This is a genomic window from Pseudomonas sp. PS02302 (assembly GCF_029959585.1).
In the GTDB taxonomy this organism is placed as follows: Bacteria; Pseudomonadota; Gammaproteobacteria; order Pseudomonadales; family Pseudomonadaceae; genus Chryseomonas; species Chryseomonas aestiva.
The window spans coordinates 1-26,357 of record NZ_JASCON010000075.1; the positions used below are offsets into that span (position 1 = coordinate 1).

Sequence of the window (26,357 nt, forward strand, 5' to 3'; positions counted from 1 at the left end):
AAATTTTGCAAGGGGCGCAAATTTGCACACTCCGGGGCCCCCGTGGGGGCCCCACGGAAGGATCTTCTCAGCGACTCGTCAGTCGCCGCTGACCTGACGCAGGTGCGCCGCCGGTGCTTCTTCTCCGAGGTTGTTGAGCAGCCGCTCGCTGTACCAGTCGATGAAGTTGATCACGCCGAATTCGTAAGTCTTTGAATAGGGACCCGGCTGATAGGCCTTGGAATTGATGCCGCGCTGGTTCTCCTCGGCCAGCCGGCGATCCTGGTCGTTGGTGGCATCCCAGACCTTGCGCAGGTTGACCGGATCGTAGTCGACGCCCTCCACGGCATCCTTGTGCACCAGCCACTTGGTGGTCACCACGGTCTCGGTCGGACCCAGCGGCCAGACGGTGAAGACGATCATGTGATCGCCCATGCAGTGGTTCCAGGAGTGCGGCAGGTGCAGGATGCGCATGGAGCCCAGGTCCGGGTCCTTGATGCGCCCCATGAGTTTCTTGCAGCCGGGCTTGCCGTCCATGGTCATGGACACGGTGCCGGCGAGCAGCGGCATGCGCACGATGCGGTTGCGCAGGCCGAAGCTGGCATGGGCGTAGGGGATGTTGTCGGCGTCCCAGCGACTGGTGCAGGCGGCGACCTGATCCTTGAACGCCTGGGAGGCGCGCGGATCGGTGACGTCGTCCCACTCCAGCAGGGTATTCAGCAACTCGGGATGGGAGCCGCTGCAGTGGTAGCACTCGCGGTTGTTTTCCAGCACCAGCTTCCAGTTGGCCTGCTCGACCAGGTCGGTGCGCACCGCGACCTTGGCATTCTCCATGTCGTACGGCTCCATGTAGTGCTCGAGCGTACGCAGGAAGTCGTCTATGGCCGGTGGCTCATCGGCCAGGGAGATGAAGATGTAGCCGCCGGCGGTCTTGACGTGGATCGGCTTGAGGTTGAAGTCGGCCATGTTGAAGTCGGCGCCCATCTCGCTGCCGGCGAACAGCAGGCGGCCGTCCAGCTCGTAGGTCCACTGGTGATAGGGGCAGACCAGCTTGGCGACCTTGCCCTTGTCGCTCACGCAGAGGCGCGAACCCCGGTGGCGGCAGACGTTGTGGAAGGCATGCACCTTGCCCTCGGCACCGCGGACCACCAGGATGGGATTGTCACCCAGCTGCAGGGTGATGAAGTTGCCCTTGGTGGGGATCTCGCAGGTCATGCCGGCGATCAGCCATTCCTTGCCGAAGATCTCCTGCATGTCGATCTGGAACAGGCGCTCGTCGTTGTAGAACGGCTGGGGCAGGGAGTAGGTGCGCTCGCGGGTGCGCAGCATCTCGGCCGTGGCCTTGCGGGCCGGATCGAGAGGGTCGCCCAAACTCAAGGTGCTGACGTCCATCGTACATCCTCGTGGCCACCGCGGCGGGTGGCGAAAGTGGTTGGTCACGGTACTGCAAGGCTATTGGCCGACGGGGCAGGGCCGCCGAATGACCCTAGGTTTCGCCCGTCGCGCGCTATTCAGGTTCGGCTTGGGGCGGAGTGTGGGGCCGGAGCCGGGAGGGGGCCTTGCTCATGGGCGACATGGCCGACGCTGTTCACGACGCCCCAGCCCTTGCCACTGCTGGGCCGGTCGCCATCGACATGTGGATGTCGCGATTGGGAAAGTGGCGGTCGTGGGGCCCTCCCAGAATCGCCGCCAATAGCCCCAGTGGCAGTCGAGGTGCGTCATGAATACCTTCCTCAATCCCGTAACCACCCAGACCTGGACCAATGGCCGCCACCCCGTGCGCTGCGTCAAGGTCATCCAGGAAACCTGGGACGTACGCACCTTCTGCTTCACCGCCGAAATCCCGCTGATGTATTTCTTCAAGCCGGGCCAGTTCGTGACCCTGGAGCTTGAGATCGACGGCCGCCAGGTGATGCGCTCCTACACCATCTCCAGCTCGCCCTCGGTGCCCTACAGCTTCTCCATCACCGTCAAGCGCGTGCCGGGTGGCCAGGTGTCCAACTGGCTGCATGACAACCTCAAGGTCGGCGACAACCTGGCGGTGCACGGTCCGGTCGGGCTGTTCAACGCCATCGACTATCCCGCCGACAAGGTGCTCTACCTCTCCGGCGGCGTCGGCATCACCCCGGTGATGTCCATGGCGCGCTGGTTCTACGACACCAACGCCAGCGTCGACATGGTCTTCGTGCACAGCGCCCGGACCCCGCGCGACATCATCTACCAGGGTGAGCTGGAGCACATGGCCGCGCGGATCGACAACTTTGCCCTGAACCTGGTGTGCGAGCGCACCGAGCACGGTGAGTCCTGGGCCGGTTTCCGCGGCTACTTCGACCGCCGCATGCTGGAGCTGATGGCACCGGACTTCCGTGAACGCGAGATCTTCTGCTGCGGCCCCACGCCCTACATGAATGCCGTCAAGGCCATGCTCCGCGAGCTGGACTTCGACATGACCCGCTACCACGAGGAATCCTTTGGCGCGACGCCGCCGGAAGCCAAGGTCGAGGCCGCCGAACAGGCCGAAGCCGCAGCCGACCTGCCGCCGATTCCCCTGGAAGCCCAGTGCCTGATCTCCTTCACCGAGAGCGACAAGAGCGTCAGCATCGGCCCGGGCGAAACCATCCACGGCGCCGCGGCCAAGCTCGGCCTGCACATTCCCAAGGCCTGCGGCATGGGCATCTGCGGCACCTGCAAGGTGCTCAAGAAGAGCGGCGAGGTGGTCATGGACCACAACGGCGGCATCACCGAGGAAGACGAAGCCGAAGGCTACATCCTGTCCTGCTGCAGCATTCCGCAGGGGGATGTGCAGATCGAGTTCTGAGGGCGTAGGTTGGGTTGAGCGCAGCGAAGCCCAACACACCAAAGCGCCAGCTTGAGCCCTGTAGCGTGGACAACGGCGCAGCCCTGTCCACACTCCTTCACCCGCTAGACTCTAGGCCGGCTGCCGCTCGCCGTAGCGCTGCTCCAGATAGGCGATGATGTCGTCCGACTCGTACATCCATACGCTCTGGCTGCCTTCGTCGATCCGCAGGCAAGGCACCTTCACCCGACCACCGCCCTGTTCCAGCTCGGCGCGCAATTGCGGGTCCTTCTTGATGTCCTTGAGGCGGATCGGCAGGTTCAGCCGATGCAGCGCCCGCCGCGTCTTCACGCAGAAGGGACAGGCCTGGAACTGATAGAGCGACAGATTCGCCAGCTCCGCCTCGATGGCCGCCTGGGCCTGCTCAGGGCGCTGGAGCTTGCGCGGCCGGGTTACCAGATCCAGGCCGACGATCACCTGGCCGAGGCCGTTGCGTAGCAGATTGATCAACGGGATTCACCTTGAGGGGTCGTTCGAGCCGGGCAGTTTACCCTATCGTCCCAGGGCTGCCGCTCCGCCAGTCGTTACGGAACGTCACCCGCAACGCAGCGCTCTACAAGAGGGATTAATTCCTCGATGGAGACCTGTTGCATGCCGCTGTCTTCCGCAGAGCGCGAAGCCTTTCGCCAGCTCGCTGCCGATCTTCCAGGTGTCGATCTTCCGGTCTATGAACAATTCGCCAAGGACCCGCTGGACCCCATCATCGGTCTGGGCGATCCCGATGCGCCCCTGGGCTTCTTCGGTCGCGATCCGGGGCGGGACGAGGTGAAGTATGGCGAACCCTTCATCGGCAGCGGCGGCCAGATCGCCCGCAAGGTCCTCTACAAACACCTGCACGGCCAGCCCCCGGCCGACTTCGAAGCCACCCGCAGCCTGAGCCAGCAGTTCTTCTGGGCCAACACCGTGCCCTACAAGCCGCTCGGCAACAAAGCCTGGTCGGAACGGGTGAAAAAGACCTTCCACCCCCTGATGCGCCGCCTGCTGATAGAGCATTGGCATGGCACCCAGCTCATCACCCTCGGCCGCGAAGCCTTCCTCTGGTTCGGCATCGGCCAATCCAAGGAAGAGCGCGCGCGCCTTGAAGCCTTCTGGAAAAGCGAAGACCGCTTCGAAAGCAGCATCGAGGTCACCCTGGAAACGGAGGAGGGCACGCGCAAGACGCTGACGCTCTATCCACTGCCGCACCCGTCGCCGTTGAATCAGACGTGGTATACGAGGTTTCCGGGGTTGTTAGAAAGTAGAATAAAAAAACTCGTATAGGGTTATAACGTAAGCGTCCGGCGAATTCACCTTCCGAACTCCCGCTTTAAGGGCGAGCGATTCACTACTACAGTTCTAGCCGGGCAGGCTCAAGTGCAGCAAGGGGAAGGGGCGGCCCTCGCCATCCAGCGGAGAACGACCTGTTTGAACAAACCCGTAATGTAAATAGAACCCTACCGCTTCAGGGTTCTGTTCATTCACATCAACACTCATCTGACTGCGCAAACTGCGGGCATGATCCAGCAGTGCGCGGCCAATCCCTTTCCCTCGAAGATCTGGTTCGATGAAGAGCATCTCTACGTGGTTTTCATTGAGCCCGATGAACCCTAGCGGGCAGTCCTCGGCATCTACCGTAACCCATAATTCAACAGCGGGTAGGTAAATATCGCGGAGCTGAGGAAGCAATGCCTGGATATCGGATTTTTGCAGGAAGTGATGTGTGGCGCGAACGGAGCGCAGCCAAATGTTGAGCAGTTGCGGATGGTCGGCGTTAGTAGCCTGACGAATGATCATAGAATCATCCTTTACACTTGATATCGGAAATGAGGCGCGCTAGTAGATAGTGACCGTAAAAGTGTCGGCAACTTGTATGACCGCTTCGCGAGTTAACGCCTGGGCGGTTCACGGCAGAGGTAGCCGGAAAGGAGGGAGGAAGGACGATACTGGGAGGCTTTGGGAGTGTCAAAAAAAGTTACGGAAGGGAATGGTGGAAGCATACCTGACAGATGGTGGCCGGGCCGGTAGGGATCTCACGCGGGACGCTAGAACCGGATGATGTCAGGAGCTTACGGTGACTTACCCGGACGCTTACGTTATAACAAGATTCTTATGCCATCTTGGATGCCGAAATAAAAGGGTTCTGGTCTTTTGTATGCTCCTTGTTTGGGGTAGGTCTAGGTACCTTTCTTATAGGGTTTTTAGGAAAAACCCAGATTGAAAATCGCTTGAGGGCGAGTATAGAGCACGAGTATTCAAAGGATTTGGAACGCATCAAGGATGAGATAATTAGAGATCAAGTCAAGGCCATCGAAGAGTTAAAAAGAGAAATTCAAATCAGAGATAGAGCCGCAAAGATTGCTGATCTTTTATCGGAGTGGTTTTCATGTCCGGAGAGCCGAAAAAAGCTAAATTTGCTGACTTTCGAAGCTTTTTTGTGGCTTCCTGATGAAATTCTTGAGGACCTCTCTGCAGTGCTTTCACATTCTCCAGATGCGCCTGATGTCAGACAGGTCTTAAGCAAAGTAAGAAAGCATTTGCTAGAGCCTACAAATTTAGGCCCAGGAAAATTTATAATTTTCAAGGATGATGCTAGTAACTGTTCCTGCAAAAATGACCCAAAATTAAAAATTTTTAAACATTCCTCTAAATGATTTTAAAAGCATTAGATTCAATAGCTAAAGCCACCCATATTCCGCCATCGACAAGGGCTCTCCATCCCCGACGATGAAATGATCCAGCACCCGCACATCGACCAGTGCCAGCGCATCCTTCAGGCGCGTGGTGAGCAGGCGGTCGGCCTGGCTGGGTTCGGCGATGCCGGAGGGGTGGTTGTGGGTGAGGATGACGGCGGCGGCGTTGTGGGCGAGGGCGCGCTTGACCACCTGGCGGGGGTAAACGCTGGCGCCGTCGATGGTGCCGTGGAACAGAGCTTCGAAGGCCAGCACCCGGTGACGGGTGTCGAGGAACAGGCAGGCGAAGATCTCGTGGGGTTCGTGGCGCAGGCGGGCCTTGAGATAGTCGCGGACCTGCTGGGGGCTTTCCAGCGCGGAGTCGCGCCTGAGACCTTCGGCCAGGTGGCGGCGGCCCATTTCCAGCACCGCTTGCAGCTGGCTGTACTTGGCCGGGCCGAGGCCGAGGTGGGCGCTGAAGGCGGCGAGGTCGGCCTCCAGCAGGGCCCTCAGGCTGCCGAATTCCCCTAGCAGCTGGCGAGCGAGGTCCACCGCGCTTTTGCCAGCCACGCCGGTGCGTAAAAAGATCGCCAGCAGTTCGGCGTCCGTGAGGGCCTGGGCACCCTGTGCCAGCAGTTTCTCCCGCGGGCGTTCCTGGGCCGGCCAATCCTTGATGCTCATGGGGGGCTCCCTGTCTGGCGAGGCGCCTGCGTCCTGCAGGTGCTGTGCTATCTTAACCGGATCATTCGCGGGTGCGCGCAGGCCTCGATTGGCCGTGCGATGCCCGTTCTAGACGGTTCGAGAACGGAAAGGCTATATGCAGCGGCTCCATCGTAAACGCATCGTGCTGGGCGTCGGAGGTGGCATCGCCGCTTACAAGAGCGCCGAGCTGGTGCGCCGCCTCAAGGATCAGGGTGCCGAGGTGCGGGTGGTACTGACCCGCGGCGGACGCGAATTCATCACCCCGCTGACCCTCCAGGCACTGTCGGGTCTGCCGGTGCATCTTGATCTGCTGGACCCGGCTGCCGAAGCGGCCATGGGGCATATCGAGCTGGCCCGCTGGGCCGATTTGGTCTTGGTCGCGCCGGCCACCGCCGATGTCATGGCGCGCCTGGCCCAGGGCGTGGCGGACGATCTGCTCACTACTCTGGTGCTGGCCACCGATGCCCGGGTCGCCCTGGCACCGGCCATGAACCAGGCCATGTGGCGCGATCCGGCTACTCAGGCCAATGCCGAGCTCCTGCGTAGCCGTGGCATCAAGCTGTTCGGCCCGGCCAGCGGCAGCCAGGCCTGTGGCGACGTCGGTCCCGGCCGGATGCTGGAAGCCACCGACCTCGCCCAGCTCGCCGCCGACTGCTTCCAGCGCCTCGACCTGACCGGTCGCCACGTGGTCATCACCGCCGGCCCGACCCAGGAAAACATCGACCCGGTGCGCTACATCACCAACCACAGCTCCGGTCGCATGGGCTTCGCCCTGGCGGAAGCGGCGGCGGAGGCGGGCGCGCGCGTCAGCCTGGTGAGCGGCCCGGTGCATCTGCCAACCCCCGATCGCGTCGAGCGCATCGACGTGATCAGCGCCCGCGACATGCTGGCCGCCTGCGAGGCGCTGATGCCCTGCGACGTGCTCATCGCCTCGGCGGCGGTGGCGGACTATCGCCCCGAGGTCATCGCGCCGCACAAGCTGAAGAAGGACCCCACCCGCGGTGACGGTCTCCTGCTGGAGCTGGTGCGCAACCCGGACATCCTCGCCACCCTGGCGGGGCGCCCGGATCGGCCGTTCAGCGTCGGCTTCGCCGCGGAAACCCAGAATCTGCTGGAGTACGCCCAGCGCAAGCTGCGCGACAAGAATCTCGACCTCATCGTCGCCAACGATGTGGCCAATCCGGCCATCGGCTTCAACAGCGAAAACAACGCGGTTACCGTGATCGACCGTGGCCTGCACGAGATCCGCTTCGAGCAGACCAGCAAGGGCAAGATCGCCCGGCAACTCATCGCTCTGATTTCCACCCACCTGAAAGACACTGCCCAGACCCATGCATAGCCTTCAAGCCAAGATCCTCGACCCGCGCCTGGGGCGCGATTTCCCGTTGCCGTCCTACGCCACTCCCGGTTCGGCCGGCCTCGACCTGCGCGCCATGCTGCAGGAGGATCTGGTGCTGGAGCCGGGGCAGACCGTGCTGATCCCCACCGGGCTCGCCATCCATGTGGCCGATCCGTCGCTGGCGGCGCTGATCCTGCCGCGCTCGGGCCTGGGCCATAAGCACGGCATCGTGCTGGGCAACCTGGTCGGCCTGATCGACTCGGACTACCAGGGCGAGCTGATGGTCTCCTGCTGGAATCGCGGCCAGACCACCTTCACCGTGAGCGTGGGCGAACGTATCGCCCAGCTGATGCTCGTACCTGTGGTCCAGGCGCACTTCGATATCGTCGAGAGCTTTACCGAGACCGAGCGGGGCGCTGGCGGCTTCGGACACTCCGGTACTCGCTGACGCCAGACACGCAAGGCGCGCCGTGACATAAAGGAGAAGAACGGCATGGCAAGGGGCAAGAACGGCAAGGATGTGCGCAAGGCGGCCCCGCGGGTCGCGGCTTTGCCCGGCCTGGGCGCGGGGCTGCTGCTGGCGCTCGCCGGCCTGCTGCTGGCTGCGCTGCTGCTGTGGTTTCTGGTGTTGCAGCCGCAGGGCGCGCGCAACCAGGAGCAGCAGGCGGACCAGGCGCTGCAGGCCCAGGCGGCCTCCCTCAACCAGCTGCTGGTTGGCCTGACCCGGCGGCTGCAGGGCGTCGCCGGGGATGCCCTGGTGTTGCAGGCCCTGCAGGGCGATGACCCCGCGGCGCGCGCGGCGGCCGAACGCCAGCTGCGCGAGCGCCTCGGCGTGGTCGATGTCCTGGTGGTGCCGGCCGGCATGCGCCAGATCGAGGACGATCGCCCCGGTCCCCTCAACTATGCCGCCCTCGATCTGCTCAAGCGCCTGGAAAGCGGCCAGCGGACCCCGCCGGAAGCCTATCGGCTGGGCGATCGCTGGCTGGTCTACAGCGCCCAGCCCATCCGTCGCGGCGATCAGCTGCTCGGCAGCGCCGTGCTGGTGGAAGAACTCCCGGCCGTCTTTCAGGGCTGGGCCACACCGCCGGCGAATGTCGGCCAGTGGCGCCTGCTGCAGCAATTTCCCGGTGGCAGCGTGCAGGTGCTGGCCAGTGGCGGCACCGCGGGCGATCCGGCATTGATGCGTCGGCTCGCCACCGGCAGCCCGCTGTGGACACTGGAGCTGGCCCCTGCTGCCGAGGCCGGTGCCGATACACCCGTAGGCATTCCCCTGGTGGCGCTGCTGCTGGCGCTGTTTGGCGTGCTGACGGGCTTTTGGCTGTTTTCCCGGGAGCTGTCACGTCGGCTCCGTGACGACGTCCGCAGTCTGACGGCCTATGCCGAGGAACTTGAATCCAATCAGATAGCCAAAAGCCCGACTTTGCGCCTGGCGGTAATGGAACCCGTGGCCAAGTCGACGGCCCGATTGGCCAGCCGATCGGCCGGGTCGTCGCCGGACCTATATGCTGCGGCACCTAGCGATGCCGTGGCCAAGACCCTGGCGGAGTTTGCCGACAGAGGCCGCGCTCAGCAGAGCGAGCCGCTGTTCCAGACCACCGACATCCTCGATATCAGTATCCTCGACGAAGACCAGGATCTCCTGGGATTGGAGAAACCCCCGATGAGCACTACCCCGCAAGCCCCCCAACTCAACGCCAGCATCTTCCGCGCCTACGACATCCGTGGCGTGGTGGGTGACTCCCTGACCGCCGAAGCCGCCTACTGGATCGGGCGCGCCATCGGCTCGGAGAGCCTGGCGCGTGGCGAGCCCAACGTGGCCGTCGGCCGTGACGGCCGCCTGTCTGGCCCCGAGCTGGTCGCCCAACTGATCAAGGGCGTGGCCGACAGCGGCGCCAATGTCAGCGATGTCGGCATGGTGCCGACCCCGGTGCTCTACTACGCAGCCAACGTGCTCGAAGGCAAGTCCGGCGTCATGCTGACCGGCAGCCACAATCCGCCGGACTACAACGGCTTCAAGATCGTCATCGCCGGCGAGACCCTGGCCAACGAATCCATCCAGCGCCTGCGCGAGCGCATCGAGACCGGCGACGTGGCCAGCGGCCAGGGCCAGATCAAGCAGGTCGACGTGCTCAAGAGCTACGCCGACTACATCCGCAACGACGTGGTGCTGGCCAAGAAGCTCAAGGTGGTGGTGGACGCCGGCAATGGTGTCGCCGCGGTCAACGCCCCCCAGCTGATCGAGTCCCTGGGCTGCGAGGTCATCCCGCTGTTCTGCGAGGTGGACGGCAACTTCCCCAATCACCATCCGGATCCGGGCAAGCCCGAGAACCTGGAAGACCTGATCGCCAAGGTCAAGGAAACCGGTGCCGACCTGGGCCTGGCCTTTGACGGCGACGGCGACCGCGTCGGCGTGGTGACCAACGAAGGCAAGATCATCTATCCCGACCAGCTGCTGATGCTGTTCGCCAAGGACGTGGTCTCCCGCAACCCGGGCGCCGACATCATCTTCGACGTCAAATGCACCCGCCGCCTGAACAACCTCATCGCCGGCTACGGCGGTCGTCCCATCATGTGGAAGACCGGCCACTCGCTGATCAAGAAGAAGATGAAGGAAACCGGTGCCCTGCTGGCTGGCGAGATGAGCGGCCACGTGTTCTTCAAGGAACGCTGGTTCGGTTTCGACGACGGCATCTACAGCGCCGTGCGCCTGCTGGAGATCCTCAGCCAGGAGAAGAACAGCGCCCAGCAGGTGTTCGACACCTTCCCGGTAGACATCTCCACCCCGGAGATCAATATCCAGGTGACCGAAGAGAGCAAGTTCGGCATCATCGAGACCCTGCAGCGCGACGCCCAGTGGGGCGATGCCCAGATCACCACCCTGGACGGCGTTCGCGTCGATTACCAGAACGGTTGGGGTCTGGTGCGTGCGTCCAACACCACGCCGGTGCTGGTGCTGCGCTTCGAGGCGGAAACCCTCGAGGAGCTGGAGCGCATCAAGACGGTGTTCCGCAAGCAGCTGCTGGCGGTGGAGCCGGATCTGAATCTGCCGTTCTGACCTCGGGTCAGCGGTAGCACAGAGGGCGCCTAGGCGCCCTTTGTCTTTTCTTAGTCGACCTTGAGAGGTGAGCCATGACCCTGAGCCGCGAGGATGCCTCGCACGTCGCCGAGGTGCTGTCCGAGGCGCTGCCCTATATCCGCCGGTTCGTCGGCAAGACGCTGGTGATCAAGTACGGCGGCAACGCCATGGAGAGCGACGAGCTCAAGGCCGGTTTCGCCCGTGACATCGTGCTGATGAAGGCGGTGGGCATCAACCCGGTGGTGGTGCACGGTGGCGGTCCGCAGATCGGCGACCTGCTCAAGCGGCTGTCCATCGAGAGCCACTTCATCGACGGCATGCGTGTCACCGATGCCCAGACCATGGACGTGGTGGAGATGGTGCTGGGCGGCCAGGTCAACAAGGACATCGTCAACCTGATCAACCGCCATGGCGGCAAGGCCATCGGCCTGACCGGCAAGGATGCGGGCCTGATCCGCGCCACTAAGCTCAAGGTCAGCCGGCAGACGCCGGAGATGACCAAGCCGGAGATCATCGACATCGGCCATGTCGGCGAAGTCACCGGGGTCAACGTCGACCTGCTCAACATGCTGGTGCGCGGCGACTTCATCCCGGTCATCGCGCCCATCGGCGTGGGTCCGGAGGGCGAGTCCTACAACATCAACGCCGACCTGGTGGCAGGCAAGGTGGCCGAGGCGCTCAAGGCCGAGAAGCTGATGCTGCTGACCAACATCGCCGGTCTGATGAACAAGCAGGGCCAGGTGCTCACCGGGCTGTCCACCGAGCAGGTCAATTCGCTGATCGCCGACGGCACCATCTACGGCGGCATGCTGCCGAAGATCCGCTGCGCGCTGGAAGCGGTGCAGGGCGGGGTGCAGAGCGCCCACATCATCGACGGCCGGGTGCCCAACGCGGTGCTGCTGGAAATCTTCACCGACGTCGGCGTCGGTACGCTGATTTCCAACCGCAAGCGCTGAGCGCTTTCGGTCGGACCCAAAACGGCGCCCCAGGGCGCCGTTTCCATTGCTGGCCCGGACTCACTGCTCCCAGCTGGGCTTGGGCAGCGTCAGGCCGTGCTGGCCGTTGTAGGCCGCCCGCTTGGGCGATTCCCAACCTTGCAGCAGCGCCTCCTCGACCCGGTAGATCTCCACCCCCAGCGGACGGCAGACCTTGAGCGGGTCCTCGGCATCGGGCCCCCACATCGCCAGGGACAGGTCGCCGCCCGGGCAGGTGGACAGGGCGCAGAGCACGTCGATCTCGGCGAAGAACTCCAGGTAGTCGCCGGGCCTGGCCGGGCAGGCCTTCATGAAGTACAGGTCATCGTGGTTGAGGCCGGTGCACTGGAAGATGTTCAGCACATCGTGGACGTCGAATTCGGTGAGGCCGTGGGGCAGCACCGCGCGGGTCAGATTCGAGTGGCAGTGGTGGTGGAAGTCTTCGCCGGTGAGCATCTTGTTGACGTAGGGATCGCAGCGGGTGCCGAGCAGGTCATGCAGGCGGCCGCCGTGTTCGTCGATGCCATAGCCGGCCAGGCTGTCGTCGGTGATGGTCAGCAGCGGCCGCAGGAAGGGTAGGTTGGACCAGAGCCGGTCATGGGTGCTGACGTGGGCGCCCTGCAGTTGCCGGGTGCGCGCGGCCCACATCCGTTCGCGCGGATCCTCGGCGTTCCAGACGTTGAAGTCGCCGACCTGAGGCCCGTGCGGGGTGGTGACGCGGAACAGATGACCGGCGGGGACCTTCCAGGCGCGACCGGTACGGATCGGGATCTCGAATTGCTCGATCAGGGTGCGCCCGTCCTTGCGTTCACGCAGCCGATCGTAGAAGGCCTGATCGACCTGCAGGGCGGAGCCCTGGGTGGACTGGTAGGCAGCGGGGTAGTCCTTGTACATGGGAGGTCTCCTCGGTCAGAGCGGCCTGGCTGCGCTGAGCAGATCCAGTAGCCGGTTTTCGGAATCGTCGAGATAGCTGGCCATGGCCTCGCCCGCCGCCTGGCGGTGCCCGGCGGCGAGCAGGTCGTGGATCTGGCGGTCGCGGGCTATCCAGGGCCGCTGGAAGTGCTCCTCGTCGGGCGCGAGGGAAAACAGCAGGCGCATCTGGGCGGCGACGGTGGCGAAGAATTCATCGAACAGCGGACTGTGCAGCAGGCCGACGATGTGCTGATGGAAATGCAGGCTGTGGGTGCCAAGGGCGCGCCAGTCCTCGCGCGACTGCGCCAGTTCGGCCGCCTCCAGGGCATCCAGCATCCGATCGGACTGGTATTCGCGCAACGGGCGGCTAGTGAGGATGGCCTGCAGTTCCAGGGTCCGGCGCACGGTGAAGATGTCGCGCACCTCGGCCAGGCCCAGGCGCCGCACCATGACCCCCTTGTGGCGCACATAGGTGGCCAGGCCCTCGCGATCCAGCTGGTGCAGAGCTTCGCGGATGGTGTTGCGCGAGGCGTTGTAGGCCTTGACCAGCTCAGCCTCGACCAGCGCCGTACCGGGCCGCAGGCGGCCGCCGATGATGTCCTCCCGCATCTCCAGGAGCAGCTGAGCCCCCAGGGACAGCGCCGCCGTTTCCTTGCCGCTCATGAGTCTTGGCTATCCGATTGTTCAACAATGCATTGCAAGCGGGCCTGCACGATGAGTGCCAGAAATCTTGGGTGCAGGAGGCTGAGCACCCTGGATCAGGGCGTCGGCCACTGACGAGGAGGTCGTCGGCTGATAGCCAGCCAGAGGTCTGGCGGGTGTCAGGAGCAGGTCCGGGCGTTGCGCCCTGCCGGCTCAGCGATCCGTGTCGGGGGCGCCTTCCAGCCGCTGCATGCGCGCGCGATCCGCGTCGAAGGCGGCGCTGGTGCTGGTGCGCAATTCGGCGTAGCGCTGCAGATCGGCCTGCAGGCGCACCTGATCGGCCGCCGCGGCGTCGAGCCGTGCCTGCAGATCAGCCGGGAGCGCCTGGCCATTGCGCTGCTGCACCGCCGCCTGCTCCATCAGTTGGCTTTGCAGCTGGCGTGCGGCCTCCAGGTTGGCCTTCTTGATCTGCATCAGGCCGTCGAACTCCGTCAGCTTGCGCGCCTTGGCGCGGTCGACGTCCTCGACATTGCTGTAGAGCTTGCGCAACTGGCCATCGACGACCGCCTGCTGGCGCTCGCGCGCCTGGCGATCGAGTTCCGCGGCGGGCAGTGCCGGAGCGACCTTGCGGACCACCCGGCCCTGTTCGTTGAGCACGTCGTAGCCCTTGCCGGCGTACTCCGGCGGCACGCCCTGGCGATCGATGACCAGGGTGCCGTTGCGGTCCAGATAGCGATACAGCTCGGCCGCCTGACCGGCCAGCGGCAGGGCGATGAGCAACAGGCTGGCAGCGGCGCGACGTACGACCATGACCGTCTCTCCTGGGGCTGGCGGCTAGATGCCGTATTGAGCGCGATAGTCCTGGACGGCGGGCAGGTGACGCTTGAGCTCGGCATCCTCGGCCAGGTATTCGAGCACCTGATCCAGGGCAACGATGCTGAGCACCGGAATGCCGTAGTCACGCTCGACTTCCTGGATGGCCGACAACTCGCCGCGGCCACGCTCCTGGCGATTCAGGGCAATGAGCACCCCGGCCGCGCTGGCACCCTGGCCTTCGATGATCTGCATGACCTCGCGGATGGCGGTGCCGGCGGTGATGACGTCATCGATGATCAGCGCCCGACCGGTCAGGGGCGCGCCCACCAGCAGGCCGCCTTCGCCGTGATCCTTGGCTTCCTTGCGGTTGAAGCACCAGGGCACGTCGCGGCCATGGTGCTCGACCAGGGCCACCGCCGTGGCCGCCGCCAGGGGGATGCCCTTGTAGGCCGGGCCGAAGAGGACATCGAACGGCAGGTTGGCCTGGACCAGCGCATCGGCGTAGCAACGGCCGAGCTGGGCCAGCGCCGAACCGCTGTGAAACAGGCCGGCGTTGAAGAAATAGGGGCTGATGCGACCCGATTTCAGGGTGAATTCACCAAAGCGCAGAACTCCGCGCTCGATGGCGAAACGAATGAAATTACGCTGGTACGCCTGCATATAAGTCCTTGCGCGGCTTGTATTTAGCTAAACCGGTTTAGCTCGGGTATCATACATCCACGATTTTTTGGGGGCCATTTATGCGGATCATCAGCTTGAACGTCAATGGTATTCAGGACGCTGTGGAGCGGGGCCTGTTGCCTTGGCTCAAGGCGCAGAATGCCGACGTGATCTGCTTGCAGGATACCCGCGCCTCTTCTTACGACATGGACGACCCGGCCTATGCGCTGGAGGGTTACATCCTCTATGCCTGCGACGCCGAAGTGCCGTCCCAGGGCGGTGTCGCGCTCTATACGCGGGTCCAGCCGAAGGCGGTGATCAGCGGCCTGGGCTTCGAGTCCTGCGATCGTTTCGGTCGCTATCTGCAGGCGGACTTCGACAAGGTCAGCATCGCCACCCTGCTGCTGCCCTCGGGCAAGCGCGGCGATGAAGATCTGAACATGAAATTCAAGTTCATGGACGACTTCACCCACTACCTGAACAAGCAGCGCCGCAAGCGCCGCGAGTACATCTATTGCGGCTCGCTGTACGTGGCGCACCAGAAGCAGGACGTGAAGAACTGGCGCGACTGCCAGCAGATCCCCGGTTTCCTGGCGCCCGAGCGGGCCTGGATGGACGAGGTGATCGGCAACATGGGCTATGTGGATGCCCTGCGCGAAGTGAGCCGCGAAGGTGACCAGTTCAGCTGGTGGCCAGACAGCGACCAGGCCGAGCACCTGAATCTGGGCTGGCGCTTCGACTACAACATCCTCACTCCGGGTCTGCGCCGCTTCGTGCGCTCGGCGCGCCTGCCGCGGCAACCGCGCTTCTCCGAGCATGCGCCGCTGATCGTCGACTACGACTGGACCCTGAGCATCTGATCCATGCGATGCCCGAAAACGAAAAAACCAGCCCAAGGGCTGGTTTTTTGTTGGGTGGCTATTTCACCAGGATCACCGGCAAGGGCACCTGGTGCACCACGCGATGGGCCACCGAGCCGAGCAGCAGGCCACTGAGCGAACCCAGGCCGCGGGTGCCCATGACCACGGTGTCCACCTCCAGACGTCGCGCCGTCTCGCCGATGGTCTCGGCGATGCCGCCGAAGCCGACGTGGGTCTGGGCCTCGATACCGGCTTCGAGCAGGGCCGGGCGCGCGCGCACCAGGATGTCCTCGGCCTTGTCCTGCAGGCTGCCGCGCCACTCGCGCAGGATGCGGTCGTCGAAGGGCGCGCCATAGATCTCCGGCTCGTTCTGTACGTTGAGCAGGTGCAACTCCAGCGTCAGCCCGGCCTTCACCAGGTCGAGGACATAGCGCAGGGCGTTGTCGGCGCTGGGGGAACCATCGTAGGCGACCAGGACAGTGTGCATGGGGCATCTCCACGAGAGGGGTATGCCTTCATGCTAGACCCTGGCTGTCAGGGTCGCTTGATCCCGATCAAGCCCGCAGCCTCAATGGCCCACCCAGTTGCGCGCGCCCTTGGGAATCACCTCGGATTCGTCCAGCTTGCTGGCGAACATGCTCACGGCTTCCACCGCGTCGCTGGCGCCATCGCGGATCTGCACGATCACCGCGCCGGCCTGGTCCGCCAGCTCGACGCCCTTGACCGCGCGCCCCTGGGTGCTCTCCATGCTGGCGACCGCCTGCTGGGTTTCGTTGAGGATCCGGCCGATCATCTCGGCAATCTCTGCCGTGGCGCTGCTGGTGCGCCCCGCCAGCTGACGAACCTCGTCGGCGACCACGGCGAAGCCACGGCCCTGGTCACCGGCGCGGGCCGCTTCGATGGCGGCGTTGAGCGCCAGCAGGTTGGTCTGGTCGGCGATGCCGCGGATGGTGTTGACGATGGCGGTGATCTGCTCCGAGCGCTGACCCAGCTGGCCGATCACCTCGGCGGAGGCGCTGACGTTGTGCGCGATCTCGCGCATCTCGCCCGCGGCGGCCTGGATGATCCGGGTGCCGTGCTCGGCGACCTTCTCGGTTTCGGCGGAGATGTGATAGGCCCGCGAGGCACTGCGGCCGTCGCTTTCGTGCTTTTCCACCCGCTCGCTGATGTCGCTGGCGTACTTGACCACCTTGTACAGCCGGCCGGTAGCGTCGTACACCGGGTTGTAGCTCGCTTCCAGCCAGATCACCCGGCCATGCTTGCCCAGGCGCTTGAACTGGCCGCGAAAGAATTCGCCGGCGTTGAGGCGGCGCCAGAAGTCGGCGTATTCGCTGCTGTTGACCAGGGCCGGCTCGCAGAACAGTCGATGCTGCTGGCCCTGGATCTCCTTCAGGCTGTAGCCCAGGGTGGCCAGGAAGTTGTCGTTGGCGTCCAGGATGCGTCCGTCCAGGTCGAACTCGATGCGCGCCAGGGCGCGGTCCAGCGCCTTGAGCTTGCTCTGGGCTTCGCTGTCGCGCTCGACCTGGGCGGTGACGTCGAGGGCGTACTTCACCACCTTGGCGATCTTGCCGCTGCTGTCGGGCAGCGGGTTGTAGCTGGCTTCCAGCCAGAGCGTACGGCCCTGGGCGTCCAGGCGCTGGAAGGCGCCGGAGACGAAGTCGCCACGCTTCAGGCGCGCCCAGAAATCGCCATAGTCGCGACCCTGGACCACGCTGGCCGGGCAGAGACGGCGATGGTGCTGGCCGACCAGGGCGTCGGCGCGGTAGCCGGTCAGGCGGAGGAAGTTGTCGTTGGCGCGCAGGATGGTGCCGTCGAGATCGAACTCGATCACCGCCATGGAACGCTCCAGGGCCTGGGTCAGGCCCTGATTGGCATGCTGCTCGGCTTCCAGCCGAGCGATGGTCTTCTTTAGATGCGCATTGAACATGGCAGAACTCGCTGGCTGGGGCAAAGGCGTAACCAGCCTATCGGCGCCAGGAGAGCCGACTTGATAGGACCCGGCGAACGGCAGAACTCGCCCGTTGAGCGGCTGTCGCAAACGCGCCGGCCCGGGGCGTAAACAGGCATCTTGGGGTCAGGGGCGGGGCCTACCATCGCGGCAAGGGGGTGGTTTTCACCGCCACAGACTTTAGGAGCGCCGCGATGTTCAGCAAGCAGGACCAAATCCAGGGCTACGATGATGCGCTGTTCGCCGCCATGGGCGAGGAAGCGCGGCGCCAGGAGCATCACCTGGAACTGATCGCCTCCGAAAACTACACCAGCCAGCGCGTCATGGAAGCCCAGGGCAGCGTGCTGACCAACAAGTACGCCGAAGGCTATCCGGGCAAGCGCTACTACGGTGGCTGCGAGCATGTCGACAAGGTCGAGCAGCTGGCCATCGAGCGCGCCAAGCAGCTGTTCGGCGCCGACTACGCCAACGTCCAGCCGCACTCCGGTTCCCAGGCCAACTCGGCCGTCTACCTGGCGCTGCTGCAGCCCGGCGACACCATCCTCGGCATGAGCCTGGCCCATGGCGGTCACCTGACCCACGGCGCCAAGGTCAGCTCCTCCGGCAAGCTGTACAACGCGGTGCAGTACGGCATCAACACCGACACCGGGCTTATCGACTACGACGAGATCCAGCGTCTGGCCGAAGAGCACCAGCCCAAGATGATCGTGGCGGGCTTCTCCGCCTACTCCAAGACCCTGGATTTCCCGCGCTTCCGCGCCATCGCCGACAGCGTGGGTGCCCTGCTGTTCGTCGACATGGCGCACGTGGCCGGTCTGGTCGCCGCCGGTGTCTATCCGAACCCGGTGCCCTTCGCCGACGTGGTGACCACCACCACCCACAAGACCCTGCGCGGCCCCCGTGGCGGCCTGATCCTGTGCAAGGCCAACGCCGACATCGAGAAGAAGCTCAACGCCGCGGTGTTCCCGGGCGCCCAGGGCGGCCCGCTGATGCACGTCATCGCCGGCAAGGCCGTGTGCTTCAAGGAAGCCCTGGAGCCGGGCTTCAAGACCTACCAGCAGCAGGTGATCAGGAACGCCCAGGCCATGGCCGGCGTGTTCAAGGCACGCGGCTACGACGTGGTCTCCGGCGGTACCGACAACCACCTGTTCCTGGTCAGCCTGATCAAGCAGGGCATCACCGGCAAGGACGCGGACGCCGCCCTGGGTCGCGCCTGCATCACCGTGAACAAGAACGCCGTGCCCAACGATCCCCAGTCGCCCTTCGTGACCTCGGGTCTGCGCATCGGCACCCCGGCCCTGACCACCCGTGGCCTGGGCGTCAGCGAAAGCGAACGCGTCGCGGGCTGGATCTGCGACATCCTCGACCACCTCGGCGATGCCGATGTGGAAGCCCAGGTGGCGCGCCAGGTGGCTGCGCTGTGCCGCGACTACCCGGTTTACCGCTAGTCGCCGCGCGCCTGACGCAACCCTTATCCAACCCCTTTCCCCCTCGCGGAAAGGGGCGTCGTCTGCAGGAGTCTCCAGATGCAACGCTATTCCGGCTTCGGCCTCTTCAAGCACTCCCTGAGCCATCACGAGAACTGGCAGCGGATGTGGCGCACCCCGACGCCCAAGCCGGTGTACGACGTGGTCATCGTCGGTGGTGGCGGTCACGGCCTGGCCACCGCCTACTACCTCGCCAAGCAGTTCGGCGTGAAGAACGTCGCGGTGATCGAGAAAGGCTGGCTGGGCGGCGGCAACACCGCGCGCAACACCACCATCGTCCGCTCCAACTACCTGTGGGACGAGTCGGCGCACCTCTATGAGCACGCCATGAAGCTGTGGGAAGGCCTGTCCCAGGACCTCAACTACAACGTCATGTTCTCCCAGCGCGGCGTCTACAACCTCTGCCACACCCTGCAGGACATGCGCGATTCCGAGCGCCGGGTCAGCGCCAACCGCCTCAATGGCGTCGACGGCGAACTGCTCGACACCCGCCAGGTGGCCGAGGAGATTCCCTACCTGGACTGCAGCAAGAACACCCGCTATCCGATCTTCGGTGCCACCGTGCAGCGTCGCGGCGGCGTGGCCCGTCACGACGCCGTGGCCTGGGGCTTCGCCCGCGCCGCCGACGCCCTGGGCGTCGACCTGATCCAGCAGACTGAGGTCACCGGCTTCCGCAAGCAGGACGGCAAGGTGATTGGCGTGGAAACCAACCGCGGCTTCATCGGCGCCCGTCGCGTCGGCGTGGTCACCGCCGGCAACTCCGGGCACATGGCCAAGCTGGCCGGTTTCCGCCTGCCGCTGGAGTCCCACCCGCTGCAGGCGCTGGTCTCCGAGCCGATCAAGCCCATCATCGACAGCGTCATCATGTCCAACGCGGTGCACGGCTACATCAGCCAGTCCGACAAGGGCGACCTGGTGATCGGCGCCGGCATCGACAGCTGGGTCGGCTACGGCCAGCGCGGCTCCTACCCGGTGATCGAGCACACCCTGCAGGCCATCGTCGAGATGTTCCCGATCCTTTCGCGGGTGCGCATGAACCGCCAGTGGGGCGGCATCGTCGACACCTCGCCCGACGCCTGCCCGATCATTTCCAAGACCCCGGTGGAAAATCTGTTCTTCAACTGCGGCTGGGGTACCGGCGGCTTCAAGGCCACGCCTGGCTCGGGCAACGTCTTCGCGGCGTCCCTCGCCTCCGGCGAGATGCATCCGCTGGCCAAGCCCTTCTCCATCGACCGTTTCCACACCGGCGCGCTGATCGACGAACACGGCGCAGCGGCCGTCGCGCACTAAGGAGCCCGAGCATGTTGTACATCCATTGCCCCCACTGCGGGGAATTGCGCTCCGAAGAAGAATTCCACGCCGCCGGCGAGGCGCACATCCCGCGTCCGCTGGATCCCGAGGCCTGCAGCGACGCGGAGTGGGGCGATTACATGTTCTTCCGCGACAATCCGCGCGGCCTGCGTCACGAGCTGTGGGTTCATGCTTCGGGCTGCCGCCAGTACTTCAACGCGACCCGTAACACCGAGACCTACGAAATTCTCGAAACCTATCCGATCGGCGAGCAACCCCGCTTCACCGCCGAGCGAGGAGAGCGCACATGAGCCAGGTCCATCGACTCACCCAGGGCGGTCGCCTGGACCGCAGCCAGGCCATCACCTTCACCTTCAATGGGCAGACCTACCAGGGCTTCAAGGGTGACACCCTGGCCTCGGCGCTGCTGGCCAACGGCGTGGACGTGATCGGGCGCAGCTTCAAGTATTCCCGGCCGCGCGGCATCGTCGCCGCCGGTGCCGAAGAGCCCAACGCCATCATGCAGATCGGCGCCACCGAAGCCACCCAGGTGCCCAACGTGCGGGCCACCCAGCAGGCGCTGTACCAGGGCCTGGTCTCCGCCAGCACCAACGGCTGGCCGAGCGTCAACAACGACCTCATGGGCATTCTCGGCAAGGTCGGCGGCAAGATGATGCCGCCCGGCTTCTACTACAAGACCTTCATGTATCCGCAGAATCTGTGGATGACCTACGAGAAGTACATCCGCAAGGCCGCCGGCCTCGGCCGTGCGCCGACCCAGGTCGATCCGGATACCTATGACAACTTCAACCAGCACTGCGACGTGCTGGTGGTGGGTGGTGGCGCCGCCGGTCTGGCCGCGGCCCTGGCCGCCGGTCGCAGCGGCGCCCGGGTGATCCTGGCCGACGAACAGGAAGAATTCGGTGGCAGCCTGCTGGACAGCCGCGAGCGTCTCGACGGCGCCCCGGCCGCCGACTGGGCCGCCAAGGCCGTGGCCGAACTGCAGGGCCTGGACAACGTGGTCTTGCTGCCGCGCGCCACGGTCAACGGCTACCACGACCACAATTTCCTCACCATCCACGAGCGGCTCACCGATCACCTGGGTGATCGCGCGCCCCATGGCCAGGTGCGTCAGCGCCTGCACCGCGTCCGCGCTACCCGCGTGGTACTGGCCACCGGCGCCCACGAGCGGCCGCTGGTGTACGCCAACAACGACCTGCCGGGCAATATGGTGGCCGGCGCCGTGTCCACCTACATCCGTCGCTATGCCGTGGCCCCGGGTCAGCGCCTGGTGCTGTCCACCAACAACGACTACGCCTACCGCGTGGCCCTGGACTGGCTCGAAGCCGGTCGCCAGGTGGTGGCCGTGGCCGATGCGCGGCCCAACCCCCGCGGCGCCTGGGTCGAGGAGGTGCGCAAGCGCGGCGTGCACGTCATGGGCGGTACCGCCGTGAGCGAAGCCCGCGGCAACACCCGCGTGACGGGCGCCAAGATCGCCACCATCGACCTGACCGCCTTCCGCACCCTGGGTGGCGGCGAGTGGGTCGACTGTGACCTCATCGCCACCTCCGGCGGTTACAGCCCGGTGGTCCACCTGGCTTCGCACCTGGGCGGTCGTCCGCAGTGGCGTGAAGACATCCAGGCCTTCGTGCCCGGTCCGGCGCCGCAGAAGCGCGTCTGCGCCGGCGGCGTGAATGGCGTCTTCGCCCTGGGCGATGTCCTCGCCGACGGTTTCGAAGCGGGCGCGACTGCCGCGGCCGAAGCCGGCGCCAAGGTGGTCAGCGGCGAGCTGCCCCAGGCCGAATTCCGCCAGGAAGAGCCGAGTCTGGCGCTGTTCCAGGTGCCCCACGACAAGCCGTCGTCGCGAGCGCCCAAGCAATTCGTCGACCTGCAGAACGATGTGACCGCCGCCGGCATCGAGCTGGCCTGCCGCGAGGGCTTCGAGTCCATCGAGCACGTCAAGCGCTACACCGCCATGGGCTTCGGTACCGACCAGGGCAAGCTGGGCAACATCAACGGTCTGGCCATCGCCGCCCGGGTGCAGAGCAAGGCCATCCCGGAAGTCGGCACCACCATGTTCCGCCCGAACTACACGCCCATCACCTTCGGCGCCATCGCCGGACGGCATTGCGGCCACCTGTTCGAGCCCAAGCGCTACACCGCGCTGCACGCCTGGCACCTCAAGCAGGGCGCGCTGTTCGAAGACGTCGGCCAGTGGAAGCGCCCCTGGTACTTCCCCAAGGCGGGCGAGGACCTGCACGCCGCGGTCAACCGCGAGTGCCTGGCCGTGCGCCGCAGCGTCGGCCTGCTCGACGCCTCGACCCTGGGCAAGATCGACATCCAGGGCAAGGATGCGCGGGAATTCCTCAATCGCGTCTACACCAACGCCTGGACCAAGCTGGACATCGGCAAGGCCCGCTACGGCCTGATGTGCAAGGAAGACGGCATGGTCTTCGACGACGGCGTCACCGCCTGTCTCGCCGACAACCACTTCCTGATGACCACCACCACCGGTGGCGCCGCGCGCGTCTTCGAATGGCTGGAGCTCTACCACCAGACCGAATGGCCGGAGCTGGAGGTGTACTTCACCTCGGTCACCGACCACTGGGCGACCCTGACCCTGTCCGGTCCCAACAGCCGCAAGCTGCTGGCCAAGCTGACCGACATCGATCTGGACAACGCCGCCTTCCCCTTCATGGCCTGGAAGGAAGGCCAGGTGGGCGGGGTGCCGGCGCGGGTGTTCCGCATCTCGTTCACCGGCGAGCTCTCCTATGAGATCAACGTACCGGCCAACTACGCCATGGGCGTGCTGGAGCAGGTGGTCGCCGCGGGCAAGGAATTCGACCTCACCCCCTACGGCACCGAGACCATGCACGTGCTGCGGGCGGAGAAGGGCTTCATCATCATCGGTCAGGACACCGATGGTTCGGTCACGCCCCAGGACCTGGGCATGGGCTGGGCGGTGAGCCTGAACAAGAGCTTCTCCTTCATCGGCAAGCGCGGCATGCATCGCGTGGACTGCATCCGCGAGAATCGCAAGCAACTGGTCGGCCTCAAGCCCCTGGATGCCCGCGACGTCCTGCCGGAAGGCGCGCAACTGGTGTTCGAGCGCAACCAGCCGATCCCCATGGACATGGTCGGTCACGTGACCTCCAGCTACCACAGCGCGACCCTGGGCTACGGCTTCGCCATGGCGATGGTCAAGGGTGGGCTGGGCCGCATGGGCCAGACCGTCTACGCCCCGCTGGCCGATGGCCGCTACATCGCTGCCGAGATCGTCTCGCCGGTGTTCTACGACCCCAAGGGTGAGCGGCAGAACGTCGCCTAACGAGGATAGCGCCCCATGAACAACATCAATGTCTACGACCAATACTCCGACAAGGCGCGCGCCGAATCCCCACTGTTCCACGCCGAGCTGAACAAGCTCGTCGGTCGCGGCCCGGCCACCGCCGGGGTGACCCTGCGCGAGCGGGCCCTGCTGGGGCACCTGGTGCTGCGTGGCGACGCCCATGACGAAGGCTTCACCGGCGCCGTGCAGAGCGTGGTCGGCCTGGAAGTGCCTGGACCGCTGGCGATCACCCAGAAGGGCGAGAGCTCGCTGCAATGGCTCGGTCCGGACGAGTGGCTGCTGGTGGTACCCGGTGGCAGCGAGTTCGCCACCGAGCAGGCCTTGCGCCAGGCCCTGGGCGAGCGCCATGTCGCCATCATCAATGTCGGTGGCGGCCAGACGCTGGTCGAGCTCAAGGGACCCAAGGTGCGTGAAGTGCTGATGAAGTCCACCTCCTACGACGTCCATCCGGACAACTTCCCGGTGGGCAAGGCCGTCGGGACGGTGTTCGCCAAGTCCCAGCTGGTGATCCGCCACACGGCACCGGACACCTGGGAACTGGTGGTGCGCCGCAGCTTCGCCGACTACGTCTGGCTATGGCTGCAGGACGCGAGCGCCGAGTATGGACTGCGCATCGAGGCCTGATCGGTCGCTGCGTTCAGGCGCTCCATCGAACCCGATCTGCGTTGCGCGCAGGTCGGGTTTTGTGATTCTGGCTTCATCTCCATGCAAAGGAATTCATCATGAGCCGCACGCCCGATACCTGGATTCTCACCGCCCAGAGCCCGAGTCGCCTCGGCACCGTAGACGTGGTCACGCGCTATCTGTTCGAGCAGGGCTGCTATGTCACCCAGCACCACAGCTTCGACGATCGCGAAGCCCAGCGCTTCTTCATCCGGGTAGAATTCCAGGTACCCAGCGACTTCAACGAAGGCCTGTTCCGCGTCGGCCTGGACCTGCGCTTCACACCCTTCGACATGACCTTCGAACTGACCCCGCCCGGCTATAGGGCCAAGGTCGCCATCATGGTCTCCAAGGCCGACCACTGCCTCAACGACCTGCTCTATCGCCAGCGCATCGGCCAGTTGCCCATGGACGTGGTGGCGGTGATCTCCAACCATCCGGATCTGGAGCCCCTGGCGGCCTGGCACGGCATTCCCTATCACCATTTTCCGCTGGATCCCCAGGACAAGCCGGCCCAGGAGGCCAAGGTCTGGCAGGTGCTGCAGGAGACCGGCGCCGAGCTGGTGATCCTCGCGCGCTACATGCAGGTGCTGTCGCCCGAGCTGTGCCGTCGCCTCGATGGCTGGGCGATCAACATCCACCATTCGCTGCTGCCGGGCTTCAAGGGCGCGCGGCCCTATCACCAGGCCTATGCCAAGGGCGTCAAGCTGGTGGGCGCCACCGCGCACTACATCAACAACGACCTGGACGAAGGCCCCATCATCGCCCAGGGCGTCGAGTCGGTGGACCACGCCCACTACGCCGAAGACCTGGTGGCCCGCGGCCGTGACATCGAGTGCCTGACCCTGGCGCGTGGGGTGGGCTATCACCTGGAGCGCCGCGTCTTCCTCAATGCCGGGCGGACGGTGGTGCTCTAGGTCTCCTTCCTAGGCTACTGCGAGGCGCGTCCATGCGCTCGCAGCACCCCTAGCCCCTTGCGGTAGCCTGCAGGTTTCCGACTGGGTCGCCGTCTTGGCCGTAAGACGGTGACTCGGATCGTCATCAAGGCACTGGCAGCAAAGGCGCTCGTACGCCGCACCCTGTCGATTCCTGCCAACGACTGGCGTTGAAACGTTTAACGTTATGCGTTAAGTTTGTCCTTGACGAGCTGAGTCAAGGTTGACTGATGATACTGAGCTTCAAGTGCAAGGATACCCAGGCGCTTTTTACCGATGGCGACAATCGGAAGTGGAGTCAGATAGCCAGGGTGGCGACACGCAGACTGACAGCGCTGAGTGAGGCGGTGGAGTTGCGCGACCTCCGATCGCCGCCCGGTAATCGCCTCGAGCTCTTGGAAGGCAAGCGGAAGGGTCAGCACAGCATCCGCATAAATGACCAATGGCGCATCTGTTTCGAATGGACGCCGCAAGGACCCGCCAACGTCGAAATAGTCGACTATCACTGAAGGGGCCGGCACCCGCCAAACCAGGCGCTGGCTCAGATATCGATCAAGATCCGACCCGTGTCTTAGCCCTAGCTGGAAAGAAAGAGGTAACGCCATGCTGACCAACGGAATGCGCCCGGTTCATCCCGGGGAGATTCTGCGGGAAGACTATCTGGTCCCCATGAACATGACGCCATCGGCCTTGGCCCGTGCGCTGGGCGTCTCGGCACCTACGGTAAACGACGTGGTACTGGAGCGTCGTGGAATCTCTGCGGATATGGCCTTGCGGCTTGCCGCTGCTTTCGACACCACGGCGAATTTCTGGATGGGCCTTCAGGCCACCTATGAACTACGGGTGGCGGAAACCTCGAAAGGCGAGCTGATCCGCCAGCAAGTGAAGCCGCTGCACGTCGCCTGACGTACGCTTCGCCAGCCTGATCATGACCAGCCGGATACCTGGGGTGCCTTTTGCGTTGTCTGGTCGCGCACGCTGCAGACGGGGTGTCTGGTGCACAGCCTTCACTTATCGCATCGGGCAACAGGCACTGTGTCGGTTACAGAGGTGCGGGATCTAGGCAGGTAGGAAAGAGGTGCGAGAGCGGGGCAAATCCTGAGGACTTCACGGACCTGCCAGACTCCTGGCCGCCCGCCTCTGCCGGAGAGAGGCGGGCGGCGGGCCAGGCGGTCAGCCCGCCGGGGCCCCGGTGGCGCGGCCCGCGGGCCGGGCGACGG

General features: G+C 64.8%; 26 protein-coding genes and 1 pseudogene. 16 read left to right on the forward strand and 11 right to left on the reverse strand.

Features of this window, described 5'->3' with window-relative positions; translation table 11 throughout:
* Positions 1–78: 78 nt before the first annotated feature.
* A complete protein-coding gene (gene gbcA, locus QMX82_RS20365; protein ID WP_187980785.1) occupies positions 79–1,371 on the reverse strand; it encodes a glycine-betaine demethylase subunit GbcA in 1,293 nt (430 codons plus the stop codon).
* A 328-nt stretch (positions 1,372–1,699) separates the two neighbouring features.
* On the opposite strand from gbcA, the gene QMX82_RS20370 reads away from it, so the two are divergent.
* Positions 1,700–2,797 (forward strand): hybrid-cluster NAD(P)-dependent oxidoreductase, encoded by a 1,098-nt coding sequence (locus tag QMX82_RS20370; RefSeq protein WP_187980786.1) that lies wholly within the window; start codon positions 1,700–1,702, stop codon positions 2,795–2,797.
* 111 nt (positions 2,798–2,908) lie between these two features.
* On the opposite strand, the gene QMX82_RS20375 is transcribed toward QMX82_RS20370, so the two are convergent.
* Positions 2,909–3,286 (reverse strand): glutaredoxin family protein, encoded by a 378-nt coding sequence (locus QMX82_RS20375; RefSeq protein ID WP_158890691.1) that lies wholly within the window; start codon positions 3,284–3,286, stop codon positions 2,909–2,911.
* A 141-nt stretch (positions 3,287–3,427) separates the two neighbouring features.
* On the opposite strand from QMX82_RS20375, the gene QMX82_RS20380 reads away from it, so the two are divergent.
* On the forward strand, positions 3,428–4,096 hold the full coding sequence (locus QMX82_RS20380; protein ID WP_282286984.1) for a uracil-DNA glycosylase family protein: 669 nt from the start codon (positions 3,428–3,430) through the stop codon (positions 4,094–4,096).
* A 75-nt stretch (positions 4,097–4,171) separates the two neighbouring features.
* Here the strand turns inward: QMX82_RS20380 and QMX82_RS20385 are convergent, their stop codons facing one another.
* Positions 4,172–4,609 carry an acetyltransferase gene (locus QMX82_RS20385; protein WP_282286986.1) on the reverse strand — a complete coding sequence of 146 codons (438 nt, stop codon included), beginning with the start codon at positions 4,607–4,609 and terminating at the stop codon, positions 4,172–4,174.
* A gap of 323 nt (positions 4,610–4,932) precedes the next feature.
* On the opposite strand from QMX82_RS20385, the gene QMX82_RS20390 reads away from it, so the two are divergent.
* On the forward strand, positions 4,933–5,466 hold the full coding sequence (locus QMX82_RS20390) for a hypothetical protein (protein WP_282286988.1): 534 nt from the start codon (positions 4,933–4,935) through the stop codon (positions 5,464–5,466).
* A gap of 24 nt (positions 5,467–5,490) precedes the next feature.
* Here QMX82_RS20390 and radC read toward each other — a convergent pair whose 3' ends face one another.
* Positions 5,491–6,165 carry a RadC family protein gene (gene radC / locus QMX82_RS20395; protein ID WP_282286990.1) on the reverse strand — a complete coding sequence of 225 codons (675 nt, stop codon included), beginning with the start codon at positions 6,163–6,165 and terminating at the stop codon, positions 5,491–5,493.
* Positions 6,166–6,301: 136 nt separating this feature from the next.
* Between radC and coaBC the strand changes: the two genes are divergently transcribed.
* The 4 genes from coaBC to argB all read left to right on the forward strand — a co-directional run bounded on the left by coaBC (position 6,302) and on the right by argB (position 11,557).
* Positions 6,302–7,525 carry a bifunctional phosphopantothenoylcysteine decarboxylase/phosphopantothenate--cysteine ligase CoaBC gene (gene coaBC, locus QMX82_RS20400; RefSeq protein ID WP_282286992.1) on the forward strand — a complete coding sequence of 408 codons (1,224 nt, stop codon included), beginning with the start codon at positions 6,302–6,304 and terminating at the stop codon, positions 7,523–7,525.
* A complete protein-coding gene (dut, locus tag QMX82_RS20405) occupies positions 7,518–7,973 on the forward strand; it encodes a dUTP diphosphatase (protein ID WP_208693289.1) in 456 nt (151 codons plus the stop codon). The genes coaBC and dut overlap by 8 nt, the downstream gene beginning before the upstream one ends.
* Positions 7,974–9,185: 1,212 nt before the next feature.
* Positions 9,186–10,580 carry a phosphomannomutase/phosphoglucomutase gene (gene algC, locus QMX82_RS20410; protein ID WP_218568701.1) on the forward strand — a complete coding sequence of 465 codons (1,395 nt, stop codon included), beginning with the start codon at positions 9,186–9,188 and terminating at the stop codon, positions 10,578–10,580.
* A gap of 74 nt (positions 10,581–10,654) precedes the next feature.
* Complete coding sequence (gene argB / locus QMX82_RS20415) at positions 10,655–11,557, forward strand: acetylglutamate kinase (RefSeq protein WP_282286994.1); 903 nt, start codon at positions 10,655–10,657, stop codon at positions 11,555–11,557.
* A 60-nt stretch (positions 11,558–11,617) separates the two neighbouring features.
* Here argB and QMX82_RS20420 read toward each other — a convergent pair whose 3' ends face one another.
* The 4 genes from QMX82_RS20420 to pyrE form a co-directional block, all read right to left on the reverse strand.
* Positions 11,618–12,469: an urea carboxylase-associated family protein gene (locus QMX82_RS20420; RefSeq protein WP_208693286.1), complete on the reverse strand. Its 852-nt coding sequence runs from the start codon at positions 12,467–12,469 to the stop codon at positions 11,618–11,620.
* A gap of 15 nt (positions 12,470–12,484) precedes the next feature.
* Positions 12,485–13,150: a GntR family transcriptional regulator gene (locus tag QMX82_RS20425; protein ID WP_282286997.1), complete on the reverse strand. Its 666-nt coding sequence runs from the start codon at positions 13,148–13,150 to the stop codon at positions 12,485–12,487.
* A 192-nt stretch (positions 13,151–13,342) separates the two neighbouring features.
* Positions 13,343–13,939, reverse strand: coding sequence for a DUF4124 domain-containing protein (locus QMX82_RS20430; RefSeq protein WP_282286999.1), 597 nt, complete (start codon positions 13,937–13,939; stop codon positions 13,343–13,345).
* 24 nt (positions 13,940–13,963) lie between these two features.
* Positions 13,964–14,605, reverse strand: a complete 642-nt coding sequence (gene pyrE / locus QMX82_RS20435; protein WP_158890670.1) for an orotate phosphoribosyltransferase — start codon at positions 14,603–14,605, stop codon at positions 13,964–13,966.
* A gap of 80 nt (positions 14,606–14,685) precedes the next feature.
* On the opposite strand from pyrE, the gene QMX82_RS20440 reads away from it, so the two are divergent.
* Positions 14,686–15,465, forward strand: a complete 780-nt coding sequence (locus QMX82_RS20440; RefSeq protein ID WP_027598631.1) for an exodeoxyribonuclease III — start codon at positions 14,686–14,688, stop codon at positions 15,463–15,465.
* Positions 15,466–15,523: 58 nt separating this feature from the next.
* Here the strand turns inward: QMX82_RS20440 and QMX82_RS20445 are convergent, their stop codons facing one another.
* The 3 genes and pseudogenes from QMX82_RS20445 to QMX82_RS26170 all read right to left on the reverse strand — a co-directional run.
* Positions 15,524–15,952: a universal stress protein gene (locus QMX82_RS20445; protein ID WP_208693283.1), complete on the reverse strand. Its 429-nt coding sequence runs from the start codon at positions 15,950–15,952 to the stop codon at positions 15,524–15,526.
* Positions 15,953–16,033: 81 nt separating this feature from the next.
* On the reverse strand, positions 16,034–16,621 hold the full coding sequence (locus QMX82_RS26165; protein WP_405046457.1) for a methyl-accepting chemotaxis protein: 588 nt from the start codon (positions 16,619–16,621) through the stop codon (positions 16,034–16,036).
* Positions 16,622–17,392, reverse strand: a pseudogene (locus QMX82_RS26170) (PAS domain-containing protein); the annotation flags it as partial.
* A gap of 215 nt (positions 17,393–17,607) precedes the next feature.
* Here QMX82_RS26170 and glyA point away from each other — a divergent pair.
* From glyA to QMX82_RS20490, 8 genes are all read left to right on the forward strand, one after another.
* Entirely contained in the window at positions 17,608–18,861 is a 1,254-nt protein-coding gene (gene glyA, locus QMX82_RS20455) for a serine hydroxymethyltransferase (RefSeq protein ID WP_208693281.1), read from the forward strand.
* A gap of 78 nt (positions 18,862–18,939) precedes the next feature.
* Positions 18,940–20,190, forward strand: coding sequence for a sarcosine oxidase subunit beta family protein (locus tag QMX82_RS20460; protein ID WP_017639231.1), 1,251 nt, complete (start codon positions 18,940–18,942; stop codon positions 20,188–20,190).
* 11 nt (positions 20,191–20,201) lie between these two features.
* Positions 20,202–20,501: a sarcosine oxidase subunit delta gene (locus tag QMX82_RS20465; protein ID WP_017639232.1), complete on the forward strand. Its 300-nt coding sequence runs from the start codon at positions 20,202–20,204 to the stop codon at positions 20,499–20,501.
* Positions 20,498–23,518, forward strand: coding sequence for a sarcosine oxidase subunit alpha (locus QMX82_RS20470; RefSeq protein WP_282287011.1), 3,021 nt, complete (start codon positions 20,498–20,500; stop codon positions 23,516–23,518). The genes QMX82_RS20465 and QMX82_RS20470 overlap by 4 nt, the downstream gene beginning before the upstream one ends.
* A gap of 15 nt (positions 23,519–23,533) precedes the next feature.
* Positions 23,534–24,163 carry a sarcosine oxidase subunit gamma gene (locus QMX82_RS20475; protein ID WP_282287014.1) on the forward strand — a complete coding sequence of 210 codons (630 nt, stop codon included), beginning with the start codon at positions 23,534–23,536 and terminating at the stop codon, positions 24,161–24,163.
* 98 nt (positions 24,164–24,261) lie between these two features.
* Entirely contained in the window at positions 24,262–25,119 is an 858-nt protein-coding gene (locus QMX82_RS20480; protein ID WP_133860137.1) for a formyltetrahydrofolate deformylase, read from the forward strand.
* A gap of 248 nt (positions 25,120–25,367) precedes the next feature.
* Positions 25,368–25,646 (forward strand): type II toxin-antitoxin system RelE/ParE family toxin, encoded by a 279-nt coding sequence (locus tag QMX82_RS20485; RefSeq protein ID WP_158890321.1) that lies wholly within the window; start codon positions 25,368–25,370, stop codon positions 25,644–25,646.
* Between the two features lie 94 nt (positions 25,647–25,740).
* On the forward strand, positions 25,741–26,043 hold the full coding sequence (locus QMX82_RS20490) for a HigA family addiction module antitoxin (RefSeq protein WP_282287017.1): 303 nt from the start codon (positions 25,741–25,743) through the stop codon (positions 26,041–26,043).
* Positions 26,044–26,357 lie beyond the last annotated feature (314 nt).

Excerpts from the sequence above, each read along its gene's own strand:
- pyrE (WP_158890670.1), bottom strand. The coding sequence starts at position 14,605 with ATGCAGGCGTACCAGCGTAATTTCATTCGTTTCGCCATCGAGCGCGGA.
- QMX82_RS20370 (WP_187980786.1), top strand. The coding sequence starts at position 1,700 with ATGAATACCTTCCTCAATCCCGTAACCACCCAGACCTGGACCAATGGC.
- QMX82_RS20430 (WP_282286999.1), bottom strand. The coding sequence starts at position 13,939 with ATGGTCGTACGTCGCGCCGCTGCCAGCCTGTTGCTCATCGCCCTGCCG.
- argB (WP_282286994.1), top strand. The coding sequence starts at position 10,655 with ATGACCCTGAGCCGCGAGGATGCCTCGCACGTCGCCGAGGTGCTGTCC.
- gbcA (WP_187980785.1), bottom strand. The coding sequence starts at position 1,371 with ATGGACGTCAGCACCTTGAGTTTGGGCGACCCTCTCGATCCGGCCCGC.
- QMX82_RS20485 (WP_158890321.1), top strand. The coding sequence starts at position 25,368 with ATGATACTGAGCTTCAAGTGCAAGGATACCCAGGCGCTTTTTACCGAT.
- QMX82_RS20490 (WP_282287017.1), top strand. The coding sequence starts at position 25,741 with ATGCTGACCAACGGAATGCGCCCGGTTCATCCCGGGGAGATTCTGCGG.
- QMX82_RS20465 (WP_017639232.1), top strand. The coding sequence starts at position 20,202 with ATGTTGTACATCCATTGCCCCCACTGCGGGGAATTGCGCTCCGAAGAA.
- QMX82_RS20480 (WP_133860137.1), top strand. The coding sequence starts at position 24,262 with ATGAGCCGCACGCCCGATACCTGGATTCTCACCGCCCAGAGCCCGAGT.
- QMX82_RS20475 (WP_282287014.1), top strand. The coding sequence starts at position 23,534 with ATGAACAACATCAATGTCTACGACCAATACTCCGACAAGGCGCGCGCC.
- dut (WP_208693289.1), top strand. The coding sequence starts at position 7,518 with ATGCATAGCCTTCAAGCCAAGATCCTCGACCCGCGCCTGGGGCGCGAT.
- glyA (WP_208693281.1), top strand. The coding sequence starts at position 17,608 with ATGTTCAGCAAGCAGGACCAAATCCAGGGCTACGATGATGCGCTGTTC.
- coaBC (WP_282286992.1), top strand. The coding sequence starts at position 6,302 with ATGCAGCGGCTCCATCGTAAACGCATCGTGCTGGGCGTCGGAGGTGGC.
- QMX82_RS20470 (WP_282287011.1), top strand. The coding sequence starts at position 20,498 with ATGAGCCAGGTCCATCGACTCACCCAGGGCGGTCGCCTGGACCGCAGC.
- radC (WP_282286990.1), bottom strand. The coding sequence starts at position 6,165 with ATGAGCATCAAGGATTGGCCGGCCCAGGAACGCCCGCGGGAGAAACTG.
- QMX82_RS20460 (WP_017639231.1), top strand. The coding sequence starts at position 18,940 with ATGCAACGCTATTCCGGCTTCGGCCTCTTCAAGCACTCCCTGAGCCAT.
- QMX82_RS20440 (WP_027598631.1), top strand. The coding sequence starts at position 14,686 with ATGCGGATCATCAGCTTGAACGTCAATGGTATTCAGGACGCTGTGGAG.
- QMX82_RS20380 (WP_282286984.1), top strand. The coding sequence starts at position 3,428 with ATGCCGCTGTCTTCCGCAGAGCGCGAAGCCTTTCGCCAGCTCGCTGCC.
- QMX82_RS20445 (WP_208693283.1), bottom strand. The coding sequence starts at position 15,952 with ATGCACACTGTCCTGGTCGCCTACGATGGTTCCCCCAGCGCCGACAAC.
- algC (WP_218568701.1), top strand. The coding sequence starts at position 9,186 with ATGAGCACTACCCCGCAAGCCCCCCAACTCAACGCCAGCATCTTCCGC.
- QMX82_RS20420 (WP_208693286.1), bottom strand. The coding sequence starts at position 12,469 with ATGTACAAGGACTACCCCGCTGCCTACCAGTCCACCCAGGGCTCCGCC.
- QMX82_RS20425 (WP_282286997.1), bottom strand. The coding sequence starts at position 13,150 with ATGAGCGGCAAGGAAACGGCGGCGCTGTCCCTGGGGGCTCAGCTGCTC.
- QMX82_RS20385 (WP_282286986.1), bottom strand. The coding sequence starts at position 4,609 with ATGATCATTCGTCAGGCTACTAACGCCGACCATCCGCAACTGCTCAAC.